The sequence below is a fragment of the Thermacetogenium phaeum DSM 12270 genome (assembly GCF_000305935.1).
Classification (GTDB): domain Bacteria; phylum Bacillota; class DSM-12270; order Thermacetogeniales; family Thermacetogeniaceae; genus Thermacetogenium; species Thermacetogenium phaeum.
This window is the reverse complement of sequence record NC_018870.1, coordinates 831,596-848,810: the sequence shown is the minus strand read 5'-3', so window position 1 is coordinate 848,810 and position 17,215 is coordinate 831,596. Positions and strand designations below refer to the sequence as shown.

At 54.6% G+C, this 17,215-nt stretch carries 16 protein-coding genes; 6 read left to right on the top strand and 10 right to left on the bottom strand.

Features of this window, described 5'->3' with window-relative positions; genetic code table 11:
* Positions 1–10 precede the first annotated feature (10 nt).
* The 5 genes from TPH_RS04125 to TPH_RS04105 form a co-directional block, all read right to left on the bottom strand.
* The gene (locus tag TPH_RS04125) at positions 11–1,816 is read right to left on the bottom strand and encodes an aldehyde ferredoxin oxidoreductase family protein (RefSeq protein WP_015049583.1); all 1,806 of its coding nucleotides are present in this window, start codon (positions 1,814–1,816) and stop codon (positions 11–13) included.
* Entirely contained in the window at positions 1,816–2,298 is a 483-nt protein-coding gene (locus tag TPH_RS04120; RefSeq protein ID WP_015049582.1) for a 4Fe-4S dicluster domain-containing protein, read from the bottom strand. The genes TPH_RS04125 and TPH_RS04120 overlap by 1 nt, the downstream gene beginning before the upstream one ends.
* Positions 2,299–2,733: 435 nt before the next feature.
* A complete protein-coding gene (locus TPH_RS04115; RefSeq protein WP_269077493.1) occupies positions 2,734–4,233 on the bottom strand; it encodes a sigma-54-dependent transcriptional regulator in 1,500 nt (499 codons plus the stop codon).
* A 26-nt stretch (positions 4,234–4,259) separates the two neighbouring features.
* Positions 4,260–5,966, bottom strand: coding sequence for an ATP-binding protein (locus tag TPH_RS04110; RefSeq protein WP_015049933.1), 1,707 nt, complete (start codon positions 5,964–5,966; stop codon positions 4,260–4,262).
* Positions 5,938–6,735: a HesA/MoeB/ThiF family protein gene (locus TPH_RS04105; protein ID WP_015049932.1), complete on the bottom strand. Its 798-nt coding sequence runs from the start codon at positions 6,733–6,735 to the stop codon at positions 5,938–5,940. Before TPH_RS04105 ends, TPH_RS04110 begins: the two co-directional genes overlap by 29 nt.
* 788 nt (positions 6,736–7,523) lie before the next feature.
* On the opposite strand from TPH_RS04105, the gene TPH_RS04100 reads away from it, so the two are divergent.
* The 3 genes from TPH_RS04100 to TPH_RS04090 all read left to right on the top strand — a co-directional run bounded on the left by TPH_RS04100 (position 7,524) and on the right by TPH_RS04090 (position 10,909).
* The gene (locus TPH_RS04100) at positions 7,524–8,210 is read left to right on the top strand and encodes a lytic transglycosylase domain-containing protein (RefSeq protein ID WP_015049931.1); all 687 of its coding nucleotides are present in this window, start codon (positions 7,524–7,526) and stop codon (positions 8,208–8,210) included.
* A gap of 149 nt (positions 8,211–8,359) precedes the next feature.
* Entirely contained in the window at positions 8,360–9,520 is a 1,161-nt protein-coding gene (locus TPH_RS04095; protein WP_015049930.1) for a glycosyltransferase family protein, read from the top strand.
* 84 nt (positions 9,521–9,604) lie between these two features.
* Positions 9,605–10,909, top strand: a complete 1,305-nt coding sequence (locus TPH_RS04090) for a nucleotide sugar dehydrogenase (RefSeq protein ID WP_015049929.1) — start codon at positions 9,605–9,607, stop codon at positions 10,907–10,909.
* Positions 10,910–10,964: 55 nt separating this feature from the next.
* Here the strand turns inward: TPH_RS04090 and TPH_RS15085 are convergent, their stop codons facing one another.
* Positions 10,965–11,111: a DUF1540 domain-containing protein gene (locus TPH_RS15085; protein WP_148275839.1), complete on the bottom strand. Its 147-nt coding sequence runs from the start codon at positions 11,109–11,111 to the stop codon at positions 10,965–10,967.
* Positions 11,112–11,299: 188 nt separating this feature from the next.
* Here TPH_RS15085 and TPH_RS04085 point away from each other — a divergent pair, with 188 nt between their 5' ends.
* Both TPH_RS04085 and TPH_RS04080 read left to right on the top strand, forming a co-directional pair.
* Complete coding sequence (locus tag TPH_RS04085; RefSeq protein WP_015049928.1) at positions 11,300–11,491, top strand: ferredoxin; 192 nt, start codon at positions 11,300–11,302, stop codon at positions 11,489–11,491.
* A 228-nt stretch (positions 11,492–11,719) separates the two neighbouring features.
* The gene (locus TPH_RS04080; protein ID WP_015049927.1) at positions 11,720–12,904 is read left to right on the top strand and encodes an LCP family protein; all 1,185 of its coding nucleotides are present in this window, start codon (positions 11,720–11,722) and stop codon (positions 12,902–12,904) included.
* 9 nt (positions 12,905–12,913) lie between these two features.
* Here the strand turns inward: TPH_RS04080 and TPH_RS04075 are convergent, their stop codons facing one another.
* Positions 12,914–13,432, bottom strand: coding sequence for a hypothetical protein (locus TPH_RS04075; protein WP_015049926.1), 519 nt, complete (start codon positions 13,430–13,432; stop codon positions 12,914–12,916).
* 159 nt (positions 13,433–13,591) lie between these two features.
* Entirely contained in the window at positions 13,592–14,467 is an 876-nt protein-coding gene (locus TPH_RS04070) for a hypothetical protein (RefSeq protein WP_015049925.1), read from the bottom strand.
* Positions 14,468–14,626: 159 nt separating this feature from the next.
* Here TPH_RS04070 and TPH_RS04065 point away from each other — a divergent pair, with 159 nt between their 5' ends.
* Entirely contained in the window at positions 14,627–15,148 is a 522-nt protein-coding gene (locus TPH_RS04065; RefSeq protein WP_236608820.1) for a LysM peptidoglycan-binding domain-containing protein, read from the top strand.
* Here the strand turns inward: TPH_RS04065 and TPH_RS04060 are convergent.
* Together TPH_RS04060 and ligD are read right to left on the bottom strand one after the other, a co-directional pair.
* Positions 15,145–15,897 (bottom strand): endonuclease/exonuclease/phosphatase family protein, encoded by a 753-nt coding sequence (locus TPH_RS04060; RefSeq protein WP_015049923.1) that lies wholly within the window; start codon positions 15,895–15,897, stop codon positions 15,145–15,147. The genes TPH_RS04065 and TPH_RS04060 overlap by 4 nt on opposite strands.
* Positions 15,898–16,030: 133 nt before the next feature.
* Positions 16,031–16,948 (bottom strand): non-homologous end-joining DNA ligase, encoded by a 918-nt coding sequence (ligD, locus tag TPH_RS04055; protein WP_015049922.1) that lies wholly within the window; start codon positions 16,946–16,948, stop codon positions 16,031–16,033.
* Positions 16,949–17,215: the final 267 nt, after the last annotated feature.

The following is a 17,215-nucleotide window of genomic DNA, read 5'->3' as shown; positions in this document are numbered from 1 at the left end:
CATTCATGCGTTATTGGAGGCCTAGCTCTTGTAGCTTCTCTGGGGTCGGCCTGCCCTCAGCGTCCCATCCGCGCACCTCGTAGTACTCCGGAAGCATGACATCCAGTTTGCTGACCGCTCCCTTGCAGGGGCCGACCTTGACCGGCTCCTTCAAAATGCGCGGCGGCAGCGTATCGTCCGCTTTGGTAAAGCCGTTCGCCAGGAGGAAGAGTCGCTCCATGTTCCAGATCCTCTCGCCGATCTTCATTATTTCTTCAACGGTAAAGTCAATCCCTGTTGCAGCTGTGAGTTGTTCGGAAAGTTCCGGTGCTCCGATGGCAAATGTCAGGAAGAGGCAGATCCCGGAAGAGTCTACGGCCGCGGTGAGATCCTGGAAGATCTTCGTCCACTGAGCCTTCCCTTCGGTTGCCAGGTTGTCCAGCTTCTCCGGAATTCCCAATATCTCCGGAGCGGTCATATAGCCGCGGACATGGCAGCCGCCGCGGTTGTTGGTGGCGTAGTTGAGGCCCATCCCCTGCAGGACGCGCGGGTCGTAGGCGGCCATTTCCTGTTTCTTGCAACTCATCGACAGTTCCGGATGCCCGTACTTGCTGGCCAGACGGTAAGAACCTTCAGCTATATCATTGCCGAAACCTTCTCTGTAAGCAGCTTTTCTGGAAAGCTCAACCATTGCTGCCGCATTCCCGAATCCCAACGGTATCCCGGTTTCCTTCTCAGTAATGGCTCCAATTTCGTAGAGTTCAAAAGCACAAGCAATAGTGCTACCCAGTGTAATAGGATCCATCCCCAGCTCGTTGCAGTAGTTGTTGGCCTTGAGGATCGCCGCCAGGTCACCAACCCCACAGTCTGCCCCCAGCGACCACTGGGCTTCGTACTCGGGGCCCTCTCCGAATCCCTTATAAGGCCCTTCGGGTACACGGGTGATCCGCCCACAGCCAATGCCGCAGCCCATGCAGCCCTTGTTGCGAACCAGATAGGTCTTGGCCAGGGTTTCACCGCTGGTTTCCTCGGCGAACTGAAACTGCCCGGAATCGCGGAAGTTGTTGACCGGGTAACCACCGGATTGATCAAGGATGTTTACCAGTATTCCGGTGCCATAGGCAGGCAGCCCCTGACCGGTCACCGGATGGTTCTTGACCATTTCTCTCGCCTTCGCCAGCGCTTCCATGAAGGCATCGGGATCCGCTACCCTGACCGCTCCAGTTCCCTTGACCACTACCGCTTTCAGGTTTTTGGAGCCCATAACCGCTCCGACGCCGGAACGCCCGGCAGCACGGGTATAGTCGTTGACGACGCAGGCGAATTTAACCAGGTTCTCCCCTGCCGGCCCGATGCACGCCACCCGGGCATCGAAGTCGGTTTCATTGCGCAGGGTATCGGTCGTCTCATTGACGTCTTTGCCCCAGAGATGCTCTGCACTCCGGATCTCCACCTGATCGTCGTTGATCCAGAGATAAACCGGCTTCTCAGCTTTGCCTTCAATGATGATCCCGTCATATCCGGCGTATTTCAGTTCGGGCCCCCAATAGCCTCCTGAGTTTGATGCCGCCATAGCCCCGGTGAGCGGCGCCTTGCAGATAACATTGTAGCGACCGGCATTAGTTGCCAGTGTACCGGTCAGAGGACCGGTCATAAAGATTAAATTGTTTGCTTCACTAAGGGGATCGATCTCGGCGTCACATTCCTTGACCCAGAAGCGAGTCCCCAATCCCCGGGCACCGATATAATTCCTGGCCTCTATCGGGTCCAAGGGCTCTTTTTTAATGGTTCCGTCACTTAAGTTCACACGCAGAATCCGACCTACCCAGCCGTACATTATTTGCTCACCTCCTGCAGCACCTCTTTGAATTTTGCAGCGTACGCCCGTTTCTTGGCCAGCGCCCCCGCCGTCGCCTCAACGTAAGTGATGGCTCCACCGGGACAGAACCGGGCGCACTGCGGATCGCCACCACAGAGGTCGCAGCGGAGAACCCGGTTCTTCACGGAATCATAGGAGGCATTGCCAAAGGGACAGGCCTGAATGCACATCTTGCAGCGGATGCACTTATTGTCATCTACCTCCAGGGCACCTGTCGCTATATTGCGCTTAAGCGCCCCCGTGGGGCAGACCTTTTCACACGCTGCAGTGTCACACTGCAGACACATCAGTGGTACAGAAATCCCCTCTTTCTCAAACTGCACCACATTGACCCGCGCCGCACTGGGGCGAAACTCTTTGTCATGTTTAAATGAGCACGCCAGTTCGCAGGTGCGGCAGGATATACACTTCTCAGGATTGAGCATCAGTACCTTTGCCATCCGCAAGTCCGGCCTTCAACTCCGGCCAGACGCTTCACCTCCCTTGAGGATTCTGTTTTCTTTTTAACAACTTTTTTTCTTTGAAACACATCCAAGGTACCGTTATTCAGAAAATGCCTTATGACACCTCGAACCAAACAGTCAGGAAACGCCTTCAACCCTTACAGTTTCTAATACAAACCAGACCCTCTCTCGCAACACCTCCCTTTTCTCAGTTTGCTTCGCCGGCTGGAATCCGGTATTTCTTTTATTACTCTCCATGCGATTTGACTGGGGAAAAACAGATGCTCTTTATCTCTTAATCCGTTATCGAGGCGGCATCTCTCCTTCCAAAGAACAGGTATGCTGGGGGACGTTGTAAAGGATCTCTGGTGGGATAGTTGAAATGGGATAACTGGGAAGAACAATGCGGAACCCTCTCATTGAGTTAATTTGTTAATTCTTTTCTTTGTAAAGGTAGCGCAATACCCGGGGCGTCGTCTGCAGCCACTCTGCCGCCTGCGGGTAACGCCATCCTGATTCTTCTAGTGCTTTTCTGATCAGTTGGCGGACTGCGTCTGAGGTAACCCTTTTCAAATCATCTATAAAAGCCGGCAGGTCAAATCCACCTTTCACGTCAACCTCCCGGATAAAGGCTGCCAAGACGGCTGCTGCCTCCTCCTTCCAGCGCTGGTCCGGCGCAGGCGTAGGGTCATCCTGCGCCCTCACCTCATCAGCATCGGCGCCGGGAGCCGCTGCGGCCTGCTCCTCTTCTCGCTGCTTTTTAGTAATCTTGGCCGGAAGATGTTCCGGCAAAATGGTCTTTCCGTCACAGATGGCAGCAACCTGGGCCATCACATTGGCAAGCTCACGGATGTTTCCCGGCCAATTATAGCGTTCTAATGCCTCAACCACCTCGCTGCTGAGACGGGGCACCTGGTCAGGTTCAAAGTAACTGCTGAGAAAGTGTTCGGCCAGCAGGCAGATATCTTCCTTCCGCTCCCGCAGAGGAGGAAGGGTCAGCGTCACCACGTCCAGCCGGTAAAACAGGTCCTCCCGGAAGCGCTTTTCCGCCACAAGCTTTTCCAGGGGAGCATTGGTCGCCGCGATCACCCTGGTATCGACGCGGATCGGCTTCTCACCACCGACCCGAAATATTTCCCCGGTTTCCAGGACCCGCAGAAGCTTTACCTGAATCGCCAGGCTGGCCTCCCCGATTTCGTCTAAGAAAAGGGTGCCCCGGTGCGCCAGCTCGAAAATTCCTCTGTGCATGCTGGTAGCACCGGTGAAAGCGCCCTTTTCGTGGCCGAACAGCTCACTCTCCAGAAGATTCTCGGTAAAGGCACCGCAGTTAATGGCAAGGAAAGGTTGGTCGGCACGGTTGCTGACTGCGTGAATATAACGGGCGAGCACCTCCTTGCCGGTTCCCGTTTCCCCTCTGATTAGAATAGTAATGTTCTTGGTTGCCAGCTTTTCGGCTATAGTCAGCAGCCGCTGCATTTTCTCGCTTCTACCGGCCACAAACCCGATTTTCTCCATCACCTTTTTTCTCTGGGCGAGTGTATCGTCTTCGAAGGTCTCCCCCCGCGCCAGGGCGCGGTTCAAGGCCCGGTCGATAATGGCTTCCAGAGCATCCAGGTCGTCAAAGGGCTTTTCCAAATAGTCGTAAGCCCCCACTTGAATGGCCTCTACTGCAGACTTGACGGTAGAATAGCCGGTCATGATCAAAACTTCACTGCGGGGATGGCGCCCCTTCACCTCCCGCAGAAGGGTAAGGCCGTCGGTATCCGGCAGCTTCAGATCGAGCATCACCAGGTGATAATAGTTCTGCAGGGCCTTCCTTGCCTGCCGGCCGTTTTCGGCAACTTCGACCTCATAACCCTTTCCTTCCAGAAAGAACCGGAAAAAGTTTCCCATTTCTACCTCATCATCGACAACTAAAACCCGCGCCGCTATCGTTTACCCCTCCCTATATCCTCTTCTCATTCCCCGTCGGCCGTTTCCTTCCTTCCGCCGCCGTTCTCGCTCCCACCATCGGTTGGGGTCGGGGAAGGGGGGAGATAGACTGTAAACGTCGATCCCTTGCCGGGCTCACTCTCGACAGCGATGGTCCCGCCGTGCTTCTGAACGATCCCCAGGCTCACCGAAAGGCCCAGGCCCGTTCCGCCACCGCCCTTGCTGGTGAAAAAGGGATCGAAAATCTTGGTGATGATCTGCTGCGGTACCCCTTTGCCGTTGTCGATTACTTTAACAAAAACCTGGTTTCTCTCCTCATCGAAGCCCGTTTGCACCACAATCCGGCGCCCCTCGGTCTTCTTTTCGAAAGACTGTTTGGCGTTAAGCAACAGGTTTACGATGACCTGCTCCAGCTGCTGGGCGTTTCCTTCGATGGGGGGAAGATCCTCGCTTAAGTCGAGGACCATTTCGATGTTGTCGGTCTCAATGTGATAGGACACCAGCTTCAAGGCCTCATCGACGACGCTGTTCAGCGATAGAGGCTCGAAAACGTACTGCTCCTGTCTGGAAAAGGTGAGCAGTCCGCGCACAATCCTCTTGCAGCGCAGCCCGCAGGCCTTGATATCCTCCAAAATCTTGTATCTCCGGTCTGTTTCCGGCAGTCCCCGCATTAGCAGTTGGGCATCTCCTATAATCACGGCAAGGGGAGTATTCAGTTCGTGAGCAACACCTGCCGCCATCTCCCCGAGGGCTGCCAGGCGCGCCGCCTGCAGAAGCTGGACCTGCATTTTCAGCCTTTCCGTTATATCCTTCAGGTAGACCACCACACCGAGATCCCTGATCTGCTGAAAGGCCGGATAGGCATACATCTCCAGCACCCGACCGTCTTCCAGCTGCCGCTGGGTGGTAGCCGTTTCCCCCGTCTCCAGGGCCTCTTTAATGCTGCAATCGGAACAGTTGCCTTTCACCGTACAGAAGATATCGCAGTACTTCTTCCCCAGGATCTCATCCTCGGGAAGCCCGCAGAACTGCAATGCCGCCAGGTTCACCCGCAGAATTTGGAGCTCCCGGTCGAGAAGAACGATGCTGTCCCTTACTGCTTTGAATGTCGCCTCCCATTCGGACTTCGCCCTGTTGACCTCGGCAAAGAGAGCACCGTCCTGGAGGTAAATCGCCAGCTGATTGGCGAGCTGCTGGAGAAAAGCCAGGTCCAAAGGATCGTACGTGGTCTGCCGGTCGCTCCCTACTATAAAAAGACCGTAAATCTTGTTCTGCGTGATCAAAGGGCTGATCACGGCCACCTCCAGGCCCAGCCCCGTCAGGTAGTCGTCCTCGCTGCCGCTATCCCGGAACCAGACAAGCTGCCGTTCCCCGGTTATGGACTCCCAGAGGGTTTTTCCCGCAGACCTGGAAATCTCTTTACCTCTTCGGCAGCGTTCATCAAGGGGGTGGCAGTAAGAGGCGAACAGCCGCCCTCCTTTCAGCGTCAAAATAATAATCCGCTTCAGATAAAAAATCTGACCGGCCTGGTCAAATATCTTCTTCGCCGTGTTGTCGAGGCAATCCTTCGGCAGACTGATATTAAATTCCTGCGCCAGCTCATTGATGATCTCCAGTTGAGAATTCCTCTTGGAGATCTCCGCAATCTTCTCTTTCAATTCGGTGTAATAACTGCGTTTCGAGGCATAAACACCGGTCAGCTTTTCAATCAACTGTGCTTTCTGCTCCGGCATCTTCATCACCTCCCCGAAGCAAACTGCAGCAGGGGCAATCCCCGGCCCTCTTCACTTCCAGCTCATGAAAAGAAGTCGACATACCGTCGAAAAACAGCATCCTGCCGACCAGCGGGTTACCTACCTTCAGCAACAGCTTCAACACCTCATGAGCCTGCAATACGCCGATAATTCCGGGAGAGGTGCTTAAAACGGGAAGGGGGCCGCCCGCATCCGGCTCCTCCCCGCCAACACGCCGGGAAGGGGGGAAGACGCAGGCATAGCAGGGGCCAACACCCGGCAGGACGGTCATCAGACGCCCGCTAAACCCCAGCACCCCCCCCTCGACTAAAGGCTTCCGCAAGGTAACGCAGACCTCGTTTATCAGGTAACGGGTTTCCTCATTATCCAGAGCAGCAACCACAATATCATATCTCTCCACAAGCTCCCGGGCATTGGCAGCGGTCAGTCTGAAATCATAAGGTATAACCTCGATCTCAGGATTGAGGGCACTTAACGTCATTTTTGCCGACTCCGCTTTCGACATCCCGATCCTGCCGGTATCGTGCAGGATCTGTCGCTGCAGGTTGGACAGTTCCACGTCCTGGTCGTCGATGATCCCGATTGTTCCTACCCCGGCAGCCGCCAGGTAATAGGCAGCTGCCGATCCCAGACCTCCGGCGCCGACAACCAAAACCCTCCCCGCAGCAAGGCGCTCTTGTCCTTCTTCTCCAAAGCCGTCGATTATCAGCTGCCTGCTGTACCGCTCGCGTTCTTGCTCCTTTAACATAGCAACAACTCCCTGCGATCTCACCTACAGAACGATTGCTGGTTCCGTTTTTTCGTTATACTTCTCAAGATAATCTTCAACCAAAATCTTATGCAAAATCTATACCAGCTTTCCGAATTCTCGTCAGGGATGAGCAAAGGTTTCCGGATTTCCGTCACCTAGCCTGACAGAAGCCCGGCTCCAAGCACCCTGATAAACAGACCAAACAGCCGCAAGATGGAGTCCTGACATCTCTCAAGAACACCACTATATTACTTTGATTATATCCTTCTTTTTTCCTCCATCGGGGACGGATAAAATATTTGCCAACTGCTGCCGCTCAAGAGAGCGGAAAGGCATACTGCGATAGTAGGCAGCGCAACGGTCTCCCCTTGTCACGCCAGATCGCCAGTATGCATCACAGTTCGAGGAATGCTGTATCTCGACTGCCAGAGTCTTGTTATCGATGTTATTTTGACGTCGACAATGAGTAACAAAAGAGGACGAGATTAAAGAAAAAAAAACATTTTACGCAGCAGGAATTAGAGCATCAATGGAGAATAGCTTATATTAAAGAAGCCGCCAGGATGATAGCTGTCCATGCTATCACTTTTAGGGGGGGCACCTGGCGGCTTCGGGGGCCTCGTTTTTATAGAGGGTTTTTTAATCCCTCTATTTTTTTAGATGCTTTGTGAAATAAATCACTTCCCCTTTACACAATAGATAATACCAAATACTATTTTGTTAGTCAAATGCTATTGTGAATTTTTTCGATAATTATTAATCCTACTGCAAAGCAGGTGCTTCCCGTGATTGAAGAAGTCCTTTTAGCAACATCTAAGGGCCTACGGCCCCAATCCGTTGCCCAAGGAGAAAAGGGGAACTTCACCCAGGCTCTGCAAAAAGCCCTCAGAAAGGAGGGGAACAGCTTCGACTCGATCTTCCAGGAAGCAGGGGAAAAATGGGGATTGCCGCCGGCCCTGCTGAAGGCAGTCGCCCTGGTGGAGTCGAACCTCAATCCCCGAGCGGTTTCCCGTGCCGGAGCCCAGGGGTTGATGCAGCTGATGCCCTCGACGGCGCTCTCTCTAGGAGTCAAAAACCCCTTTGACCCCAGGGAAAACATCTTCGGCGGAGCCAGATACCTCCGCTCCCTCCTCGACCGCTTTGGTGGAGATGTCCGCCTCGCTCTGGCTGCATACAACGCCGGCCCGGGAACGGTGGAAAAATACAAGGGGGTGCCCCCTTTTCCGGAAACGCAAAAATACCTGCAGCGCGTCCTGGAGGCCGCCCGCAACACGTCATCCCTCAACGGCAGTTTAGAGGCCGCCGAAGAGATGCCCACCACACGCCGGCCGGCAGGTGCCCGAACCCGGCAGGATGCCGCCGCGGGGATAGCAACGGCGGAGGTATCGCCGGAGTGGGTGAGGATCTGGGCCGCCCTTCTGCTGGCCGAAGCTGCCCTGGCAGCAGGCAGCTCTAACGAAACGGCGGACTGACACTCTCGCAGAACGGCTTGCTCCGTAAATCAATCCCTTTTGCCCCGAAAATACTTCCAGCGCTCGCCTAATCGAAAGGCTGCCGTCCGATCGAGAGCCGGAAGAATAGCAGGTAAATTATGATACAATAACTGCCGGAGTGATGAAGAATGAGAACAGCAATAGAGAATCAGGACATCATCTGCCTTTCCACAGTCGACTGGGATCCCATCTGGACGCGCAAGCAGCAGATCATCTCCCGGCTGCCCCTTTCCAACCGCATCCTTTACGTAGAGCCCCCGATTTCTCTGCTCTCCCCTTTCAAAAACAAGGCCTGCTGGAAAAAGTGGCCCCTGTGGTGGAAAGGACTGCGGCAGTGGAGGGAAAACATCTATCTGTACTCCCCTCCCGTCATCGCCCCCTTTGGTAACATCTACCGGCAGGTAAACAGGCTTAATCAGGCCTGGCTGGCCCCCTTCATTCGCCGGGCGGCACGCCGGCTGAACTTCCGGGAGCCACTGCTCTGGACTTACCTGCCCAACAGCGCCGACATCGTCGGCAGGCTGGGAGAAAAGCTGGTGATCTACGATTGTGTGGACGAGCACTCCGCATACAGCGGTTTCCGCCCGGAAACCGTCTGGGATATGGAGAAAAGCCTTCTTGAGAAGGCAGATATCGTCTTTACGACGGCCGAGGGCCTCTACGAAAAAAGAAAGCCCTTCTGCCGGGAAATTCACCTGATACCCAACGCGGCGGATGTCGACCACTTCCAGAAGTCAGTTTTAGAAACAACACCCCTGGCTCCGGAACTGAAGGGGCTTCCCCATCCGGTGATCGGCTTCGTCGGCGTAATTCAGGACTGGATAGACCTGGACTTAATAGCCGATCTGGCCGCAGCGCGTCCGGGGTGGTCCTTCGTTCTGGTAGGCCCCGCGGGGCCAGGAGTCGATCTCAAGAGGCTGCACTCCCTCCCCAATGTGCATCTGCTCGGCAGAAGGAACAAAGAGGTCCTGCCCTCTTATTTCAAGGGTTTTGACATCTGCCTGAACGCCTTCCGGCTGAACCGGTTGACGGCAACGGTCAGTCCGCTGAAGTTCTACGAATATCTGGCCTCTGGAAAGCCGGTGGTTTCTGTCCCCCTTCCGGCAGTAGAACCCTTTGCCGATGTAGTAGAAATTGCCAGGACCCCCGCCGAGTTCCTCAAAAAAATCGAGCAGGCACTGACCTTGGAAACTCCGGAACGCCGGAAGCTGCGCTTAAAAAGGGCTCAAGAAAATTCCTGGGAGCAAAGGGTTGCGGAGATCATGGAAAAAATAGCACCGAAATTGTAGTTGTTAACAGATCTGATCGAAAGGAACCCGTACGCTTGTGAAGAATATCTCTTGGAGTACAAACATTAAGGAGAACTGGAAAGGATGAATCTCATGGAATCAGAAAGACAGGTGGCAATTTTCGGACTCGGTTTTATCGGACTTCCGCTTGCCCTCAGCTTTGCCTTAAAAGGGTGCCGGGTGATCGGTGTAGATGTCGATGAACAGCTCGTGCAGGACTTAAATAAAGGGGTCACCTACCACCTGGAGGCAAAGGATGGGATCCCCATCCAGCAGATCTTAAAGGAGCAGCTGGCCGCAGGCAGATTCCGGGCAACCACCGACCCGGAGCAGGCCACTAAATCCTCAACCGACGTAATCGTCACAGTAGGAGTGCCAGTCACTGACGGCATACCTGACTACAGCTACATTCGAGCCGCCGTTCAGACCATCGCCAGTTATCTGCGCCCCGGGCAGCTGGTTCTCATCCGCAGCACCGTCACCCCGGGCACAACCCGTCGCCTCCTTCAACCCATTCTGGAAAGCTCAGGCTTGCAGGCGGAAAGGGACTTCTATCTCGCTTATGCATCTGAGCGCATCGCCGAAGGGCGCGCCTTCGAAGAGTTCGAAAACATGCCAACACTTGTGGCCGGAGCGGGAGAAAAAAGCCTAAAACGCGCTAGGGAAGTTTTGAGCATCGTCACGAGGGCCGAAATTCACGAAGCCAGCAGTTACGAAGTTGTGGAAACGGCCAAAGTTTTTGAAAACATCTCCAGAGACGTGGATATTGCCATGGTCAATGAATTCGCCGTTTTCACCAAGGCTATCGGCATCGATATTTTCGAAGTGATCAGGCTGGCCAACACCCATAAGAGAGTCAATCTGTTGCAGCCAGGACCCGGTGTAGGCGGATACTGTCTGCCGAACGCCCTCTATTATCTCCTACCCCGCGCCCTCGAGGCCAACCTCAACCTCCGCCTGCTTCCGGTGGCGCGGCGGATAAACGATGAAACCCCCCGGCGAATTGCCGGCCTGATTCTTAAGAATCTGCCCGTCCCTCCGTCTCGGGCCAAGGTCGCCGTTTTGGGGATTGCCATGAAGGACTATTCCAACGATGATCGCTTAAGCCCAGCACTGAAAGTAATCCAATTTCTAGAATCCGCCGGTGTCACCGTTGCCGCCTACGACCCTGCAGTTCCGCACCAGTATCCTTTTAAGGTAAACTCTCTGGAAGACGCCCTGCGCGGAGCCAACGGCATCGCCGTACTGGCCAGGCAGAAGAACATCGACTACGAGAAACTCACCGAGTTCCGCAAACTGATGAAAGAAGACCCTTTTATCGTCGACACCAGGAATGTCTACAACAGGAGGCAGGCAAAAGCTGCCGGTTTTCGGCTGGAAACCCTTTAAACAACAGAAGATGGAAAAGGACTTTCCGCCAACCGGGAAAGTCCTTTTTTGCTGATTAGACATTCCTCCGAGCACGAAAAGTATTGCAGGAAACACCGGTGCCATCATCATCCCTACTGCTTTTGAATTCGACATCATCGGCCTGACACTCATTGTTATTATTAAACTCGCATCTGCTGCAGCCACAGCGCACTCTGGGCACTCTCTCACCTCCCTTGCGTCAGCTTGAGCCTGTGTTCTTATTATCGGCCCGAAAAAGAGGGGCTATCCAGTTAAGTTTTTTCAAAATTGCCGCCCTTTCCGCCGGGTTTATTTTTTCAAAATAAAAACATAATAAGAACAGGAAACAAGAATAACGCCCAACCTGGGGAAAGGAGGTATAAAGCGCTCATGGAGGTTTTTGTCGACCCCGACCTCTGCATCAGCTGCGGAACCTGCATCGATCTCTGCCCGGAGATCTACGATTGGGACGAGGACGGGAAAGCCAAGGCGATCGAAGAGGAAGTCCCTGAGGATCTCGAGGATTGCGCCAAAGAAGCTGTAGAAAGCTGCCCCGTCGATGCCATCAAAGAATCTCCATAAAATCCCGACTCCCGGCTTCTCCTCCGAAGGCCAAGGAATGCCGGCGGCCCCCCCTTTTTTCAGACCCTGCTACCACCCCCTTCGGTATCACCTGCGCCGGCAATTTTTTAGCCTTATCTCCGGTCGCAGCCGACAAATAACCGCAATTCTTCCCATCACATCTTTTTGGTATAATAAAAAAGGACAGAGGCTTTACCGGTTACCCTCTGATAAGGGAGATGGCTCTTGATGAAAAGGACCGGAGGATTGATCACCGCCTGTGCCTGCATTCTCGCGTGTTTGCTCTTTACTGCCGGGCTCTTTCTGGCGGGAGTGTTTCCCCGCCCCGATACCTCGGAACACCAAAAGGACGAGAACACCGCATCCCTTAAGAAGTTCAACGTGCTCCTGCTCGGAAGCGACGCCAGGCCTGGGGAAAAGGTCGGCAATACGGATACCATCATGGTTGCCCAGGTAAGCCCGGAGAGGATAGCCATCCTCTCCATACCCAGAGACACGCGGGTGGAGATTCCCGGCAAAGGAACACAGAAAATTAACTCCGCCGCCCGTTATGGCGGCCCCGAACTGACTGCAGCAGTAGTATCAGATCTGATCGGCGTTGACGTCGATAAATACGTTCTGGTGCGCTGGGAGGGTTTTATCAAAATCGTCGACATCCTCGGTGGGGTGACGGTGGACGTTCCCAGAGACATGAATCATGACTCCGGCGACGGAGAAGAATACATCATCGACCTCAAAAAGGGCAGACAAAAGCTGAACGGCAGGCAGGCACTGGCCTTCGCCCGGTTCCGCAATGAGGCCCTGGGGGACATCGACCGCAGCGGACAGCAGCTCGCCTTGATGAAGTCCTTGATCGAGCAGGCGAAAAAGCCTGCCACCCTGCTGAAACTCCCCTGGCTGGTACCGCAGCTGTACAAAAATGTGGAAACAAATCTCGACCTTCAGGAGCTCCTGATCCTGGCCAGGGCAGGAAGCAACCTGAAAAACGTAGCCGTGGTCACCCAGACGCTCCCCGGCTACTTTCTCGATCTGAACGGTGTCAGCTACTGGGGGGTGGAGCCGGAGCATGCCCGTCAGGTGGCTTATAATCTCTTCACCTACGGTATAACCACGACAAACGTCGTTCTGGAACCGCCCTATGAAGAAAGGCAACAAATTCCTGTTGACAAAACTCCTGCGCCGCCGGTTGTTGCCCAAAATCCAGAAGAAGAGAAAGAAGAGGAACCCCCTGCGGAGGCGATTGACCTTCCGGATTTACAGGAGGAGCCTGGTGACAAAGGGGAGTCGCCGCCTGAAACGGAGACCCCTCCTGATCCGGAAACAGAGCCGGGAGACGGTAGCGAAACACCTCCGGAAGAAGAAACCCCACCACCGGCTGGTGAACATGGAACAAACACCGCCCCAAAAGGTTAGAAGTATCAACTAGTGCAGGTTGGGCTGCGTTTCCTGGAAGTAACGAAGAGCCTGATCTGCAGCTTCCTTCAGCCTCTGCAGGTCATCATTCCCCGTCCCTTCGGCTGGCAGCCTTTCCATCATGACCTGATAGCGCCGCTGTACCTCCTCGGGGCCGGAGGGTATTTCCTCAAAACCCAGCACCTTGAAATAACCAGGCACCTCTCCTTCTGCCGAAGAAGACTGGTGCCTCATGCCCTGGACCCATTTATCCAGCCCGTAAACTCCCCGCTCCAGGATGCGTGCCAGGTCTTCAAAGGTCAGTACAAGCTGAATAAAGGCCTCCGAACCGCTCCTCAGCTCAATGCCCCGCTCCTTTGCCTTCTTGACGCTGTGTTCAAAGCAGTATCTTTCTCCCCGGTAGATAAAATCCACATAACAGCCCCAGCGGTCCCAGTTGTAGTTGTAAGAGTCGACAGCAAGCCGCCTCATAACCTGATCCAGTTTGTATTCGTAGAAACTGGCCCCACTTAAGCTTCTTCCAGGCATCGCCACACCTCACCATGATGTTTACTGTTTAATTCCTACCCTAATACCGGAACCGATCTTATTCACGATCCAGCCCGCCTCTCTGCCGCCCCCAAATCCCGGTCTATAACAATTTCAGCTGCAACTCCGGCCGGGTGAGAGCGACCGGAAGACCTCTCATCAAATCTCTGCCTCCAGCCTTCTGACCAGGCTGTCCAGATTTTTTTCGAAAATCTCCTCTTTAATCAACACCAGATCCCGGTCCCTTTTATTAACGGCCTCCTCCAGGTCGCCGATGTCGAAGTGCACACTCTCCGTCAGGGTGCGCGGGGTATCCTTCAGCTGCAACAGAGCCCGTGACCACAGTTCCCGCATCTTAACCATGTCCTGGTCGGCCCCTGCCCAGTCACCGCCATCCACCCGGTTGACCACATCCCGCGCTAGGTAGCGCAAGCGCAGCAGGTCTGCAGGAACCCTCACGGCATACAGTTCCAAAAAATCGGGCAGATAGCCGGCGGCATTGTTAGCTTCCAAACGCAATCCCGAACGGTCCTCAACCGATACCCTGGCCGGCAGATCGTTGAGTTCCCGCTCTATCCCAGCAACATCTTCCGGTCTGGCTCCGGACTGGATCACCTTATGCTCCAGTCCACTCCACTGCATGTGTATCCTCTCCACCTGCCGATGAAGTCTGCTCCAATCGATCCCCCCTGCAGTTTCCGGCCGTTCCATCCTTTGCCCTCCTTCACCCATCTCCTCCCCTTCCGCCTTAGCCTGCTTTTCGTCGGCCAGAGCCGCCGGTTTCGGCTTGAGCTCTTCGTAGAGCTGCTCGAGACTCGTCTGAAGCTGCTGCAGTTCCCGGGGCGGCGGTTCCTTCTCTTCTTGAGACCGATCGGGCAGGGGTTTGGATTGCGGGCTCCTGCAGCCGAACACGCCGGATCCTATCGAAGCGATGAGCATCACGACTGCCAAAATCAACCCCAGGCGTCTCATACCCATCCGGGAAACACCTCCGGAATTAGTATAGGCAAGAGGATAAGAATCATACAGGAGCATCTGGCTTCAAGCTCCTCCTCAATGCCCGCTACCTCTTCGCCACAAGCGGCCCTTCTGGGGAAGGGTTCCTGCGAGCAATCCAGATTATGTTAGCAGGGAAAGGGGAGCACAAAATCTCTTCCAGACATAACATAAATTGAAAAATCTTAAACGGAGGGAGTGAATGACACCATGTCAAAGCCATCCTGTCCCGGCACACTGTACACAATCCGGGCGGGCGATACCTTTTTCCTCCTGGCGCAACGCTTCGGGGTGAGCCTGGACGCCATTCTGGCCGCCAACCCAGGAGTTGACCCGAACAACCTGCAGATCGGCCAGGTGGTGTGCATCCCCGCACCGGCACCTCCTAAACCCGAATGCCCCGGATTCTTTTATACAATTCAGCCTGGGGACACACTCTCTGAACTGGCTAAGCGCTTCGGCACTACCGTTAAGTCCATTATCGACGTCAATCCGGGCATCGACCCCAGAAATCTAATCGTCGGGCAAAAAATCTGCATTCCCGAAAGGCGCTGCCCCCGGGGGACCGTTCCCTACACAATCAAACAGGGGGACACCCTGGAAGCGATCGCCCGCAAATTCCATACCAGCGTCCAAAGGATCCTCAAAGAAAATCCCTCACTTGATCCTAAAAATTTAATCGTAGGAGAGCGAATTTGCGTTCCGGCCAGGAACGATTAGACCTCACACTCCACCCATACCAGGTCATGGTCGGAAACGCCACCGCTGTCGACAATACCCGAAGCAAGAGGCAATGCGCCTTTTCCGTAGAGGAAGTCAATACGAGCCCTGTAGCCGGAGCGGTCGGTAAAAGAATACCCGGATGAGGGCCCCAAGTCACACAGAGGGAATGCTCCTGCCAGCATCTCCTGGTAAGCTGCACTGCTCCTTTCCCCGTTGAGATCACCTCCCAGGATTAACGGCGGAGGAGGGGAAAGCCCCGACAGTGCAGCTTTAATTCTTTTTACTTGCTGCAAACGCAAGCCGTCCCCTTCGACCGACAGGTGAAAACAGCCGATGCCGCAGGGCGGCCCTCCGGGAATTAAGAGGCGGGCAAAAAGAAAAAGGCGCTTTTCAACCCTCTGGCCGGGGACATCCAACGGCACCCGGACGACCTCATCGAAAGGAAAAGCAGATATGATGGCGTTGCCGTAAGCTCCCCCCTGAACGGTTAAAGTTTTGGCGAACAGGTAGGTCCAGTCATCACCCGTAAGACGGGAAAGCCTTTCCACAAGGTAACCGGGTTGGTGCAAAAACCCGCAGCGGAGGGTACTCACATCCACCTCCTGGAGGGCTACCACCTTGAGTTCGAGGGTCTTAATTATCTCCGCAATCCGATTGAGGTATTTTGTCCTTCTGAACAACACAGGAAGTCCCCGGGCTCCCCTGCCGCCTTTGATATTCCAGGTACCCACACGCAATCCAGCCATTTTGATGCCACCCTCTCCGTTCCTAATCCCATTATACGCCGCAACAGCACTTTGACTCTGCGATAATAACACCTCAGGCCGGCCGCTGCTCGACGAATTCTCGGAGGAGCAAGGGTGCAGCAGGGTTTTGATCTCACTGAAAACAAGGCAAAACCTGCTGCTTCTCCACTACCGGACCAAAGAGATCCCCCCATTTTGCAAACCGCTCAATGGCCTCCTCTGCCTCAAAAAACAGCAGCTCGGGGTCATCCCTTTTAACTGCTGCTTCCACCTCCGACCAGCTCACCGGGGTGGAAACCGTCGGGCGCTCCCTTGCACGCAAAGAATAAACGGAGATCGTCGTCTTGTGAGGGTCGTTTTGGCTCCAATCGATAAAGACCTTCCCTGTGCGCAGGTCTTTTCTCATCCGGGAAACCACTAACTCCGGTAGCTGTATCTCCAAAGCCTCAGCACAGGCTCTGGCGAATCCCTTTGTTCGCTCGTAACTCACAGGAGTATTCAAGGGCACATAAACCTGCAGTCCCTTGGAACCGGAAGTCTTGGGAAAGCCTTCGAGATGGAAGCGGCGGAGAAGCCTGCTCAAAATCAGAGCTACCCGGCAACACTCGATGATGCCTGCAGGAGGACCGGGGTCCAGGTCAAAAGCCAAAAAGTTAGGGGACAGGGGATCATCGGCAAGTGAAAGCGAGGTGTGTAGTTCAAGGGCGGCCAGATTGGCCGCCCAGATCAGTGAAGGCAGATCCTCCAGAAGACAGTAGTTGATCTCTCGCCCCCCTCTGATGCGAAGCGGCGCCGTCCTCAGCCACTGCGGACGGCGCGCGGGGCACTCCTTCTGGTAGAAAGATTCCCCCCGGACGCCATCGGGATAACGCTTAAAGGTCACCGGCCGCCCGCGGAGATGAGGCAGCAGCGCCGGAGATATTTTTGTGTAATAATCGATCACCTGGGCTTTGGTAAACCCCCCGGCCGGGTAAAGAACCTTGTCCAGGTTTGAAAGCTGCAGCTCCTTGCCCTCTATAGCCACCAACACTTTCTTATCTGCAACCGGCATTCTGCTCCGCCCTTCAATCGACCTGAGTGCTCTCTGCTGCTTCCGGATATGGCATCCCTGCCCTCACAAAAGTTCCCCTCAGCAATTATTATGGCAAAGAATCTCGTCAGCAATTCCTAAATCTTACCCTCTGCAGAGAAATCCCTTCTTATTCCCGGATCCCCCGGCTGCCAGCCGGCGGGCACACATACTACGTCATCCTCTCTTCCCTTGACACCGCTCCCAACCTCCGATTTTTCGTCATCTTCTTCCGTAATATCGGAACAT

Coding starts and splice junctions, on each gene's coding strand:
- TPH_RS04120 (WP_015049582.1), bottom strand. CDS start 2,298: ATGGCAAAGGTACTGATGCTCAATCCTGAGAAGTGTATATCCTGCCGC.
- TPH_RS04075 (WP_015049926.1), bottom strand. CDS start 13,432: ATGCCTGGAAGAAGCTTAAGTGGGGCCAGTTTCTACGAATACAAACTG.
- TPH_RS04070 (WP_015049925.1), bottom strand. CDS start 14,467: ATGCTCCTGTATGATTCTTATCCTCTTGCCTATACTAATTCCGGAGGT.
- TPH_RS04060 (WP_015049923.1), bottom strand. CDS start 15,897: ATGGCTGGATTGCGTGTGGGTACCTGGAATATCAAAGGCGGCAGGGGA.
- TPH_RS04080 (WP_015049927.1), top strand. CDS start 11,720: ATGAAAAGGACCGGAGGATTGATCACCGCCTGTGCCTGCATTCTCGCG.
- TPH_RS04085 (WP_015049928.1), top strand. CDS start 11,300: ATGGAGGTTTTTGTCGACCCCGACCTCTGCATCAGCTGCGGAACCTGC.
- TPH_RS04105 (WP_015049932.1), bottom strand. CDS start 6,735: ATGTTAAAGGAGCAAGAACGCGAGCGGTACAGCAGGCAGCTGATAATC.
- TPH_RS04095 (WP_015049930.1), top strand. CDS start 8,360: ATGAGAACAGCAATAGAGAATCAGGACATCATCTGCCTTTCCACAGTC.
- TPH_RS04110 (WP_015049933.1), bottom strand. CDS start 5,966: ATGCCGGAGCAGAAAGCACAGTTGATTGAAAAGCTGACCGGTGTTTAT.
- TPH_RS04125 (WP_015049583.1), bottom strand. CDS start 1,816: ATGTACGGCTGGGTAGGTCGGATTCTGCGTGTGAACTTAAGTGACGGA.
- ligD (WP_015049922.1), bottom strand. CDS start 16,948: ATGCCGGTTGCAGATAAGAAAGTGTTGGTGGCTATAGAGGGCAAGGAG.
- TPH_RS04090 (WP_015049929.1), top strand. CDS start 9,605: ATGAATCTCATGGAATCAGAAAGACAGGTGGCAATTTTCGGACTCGGT.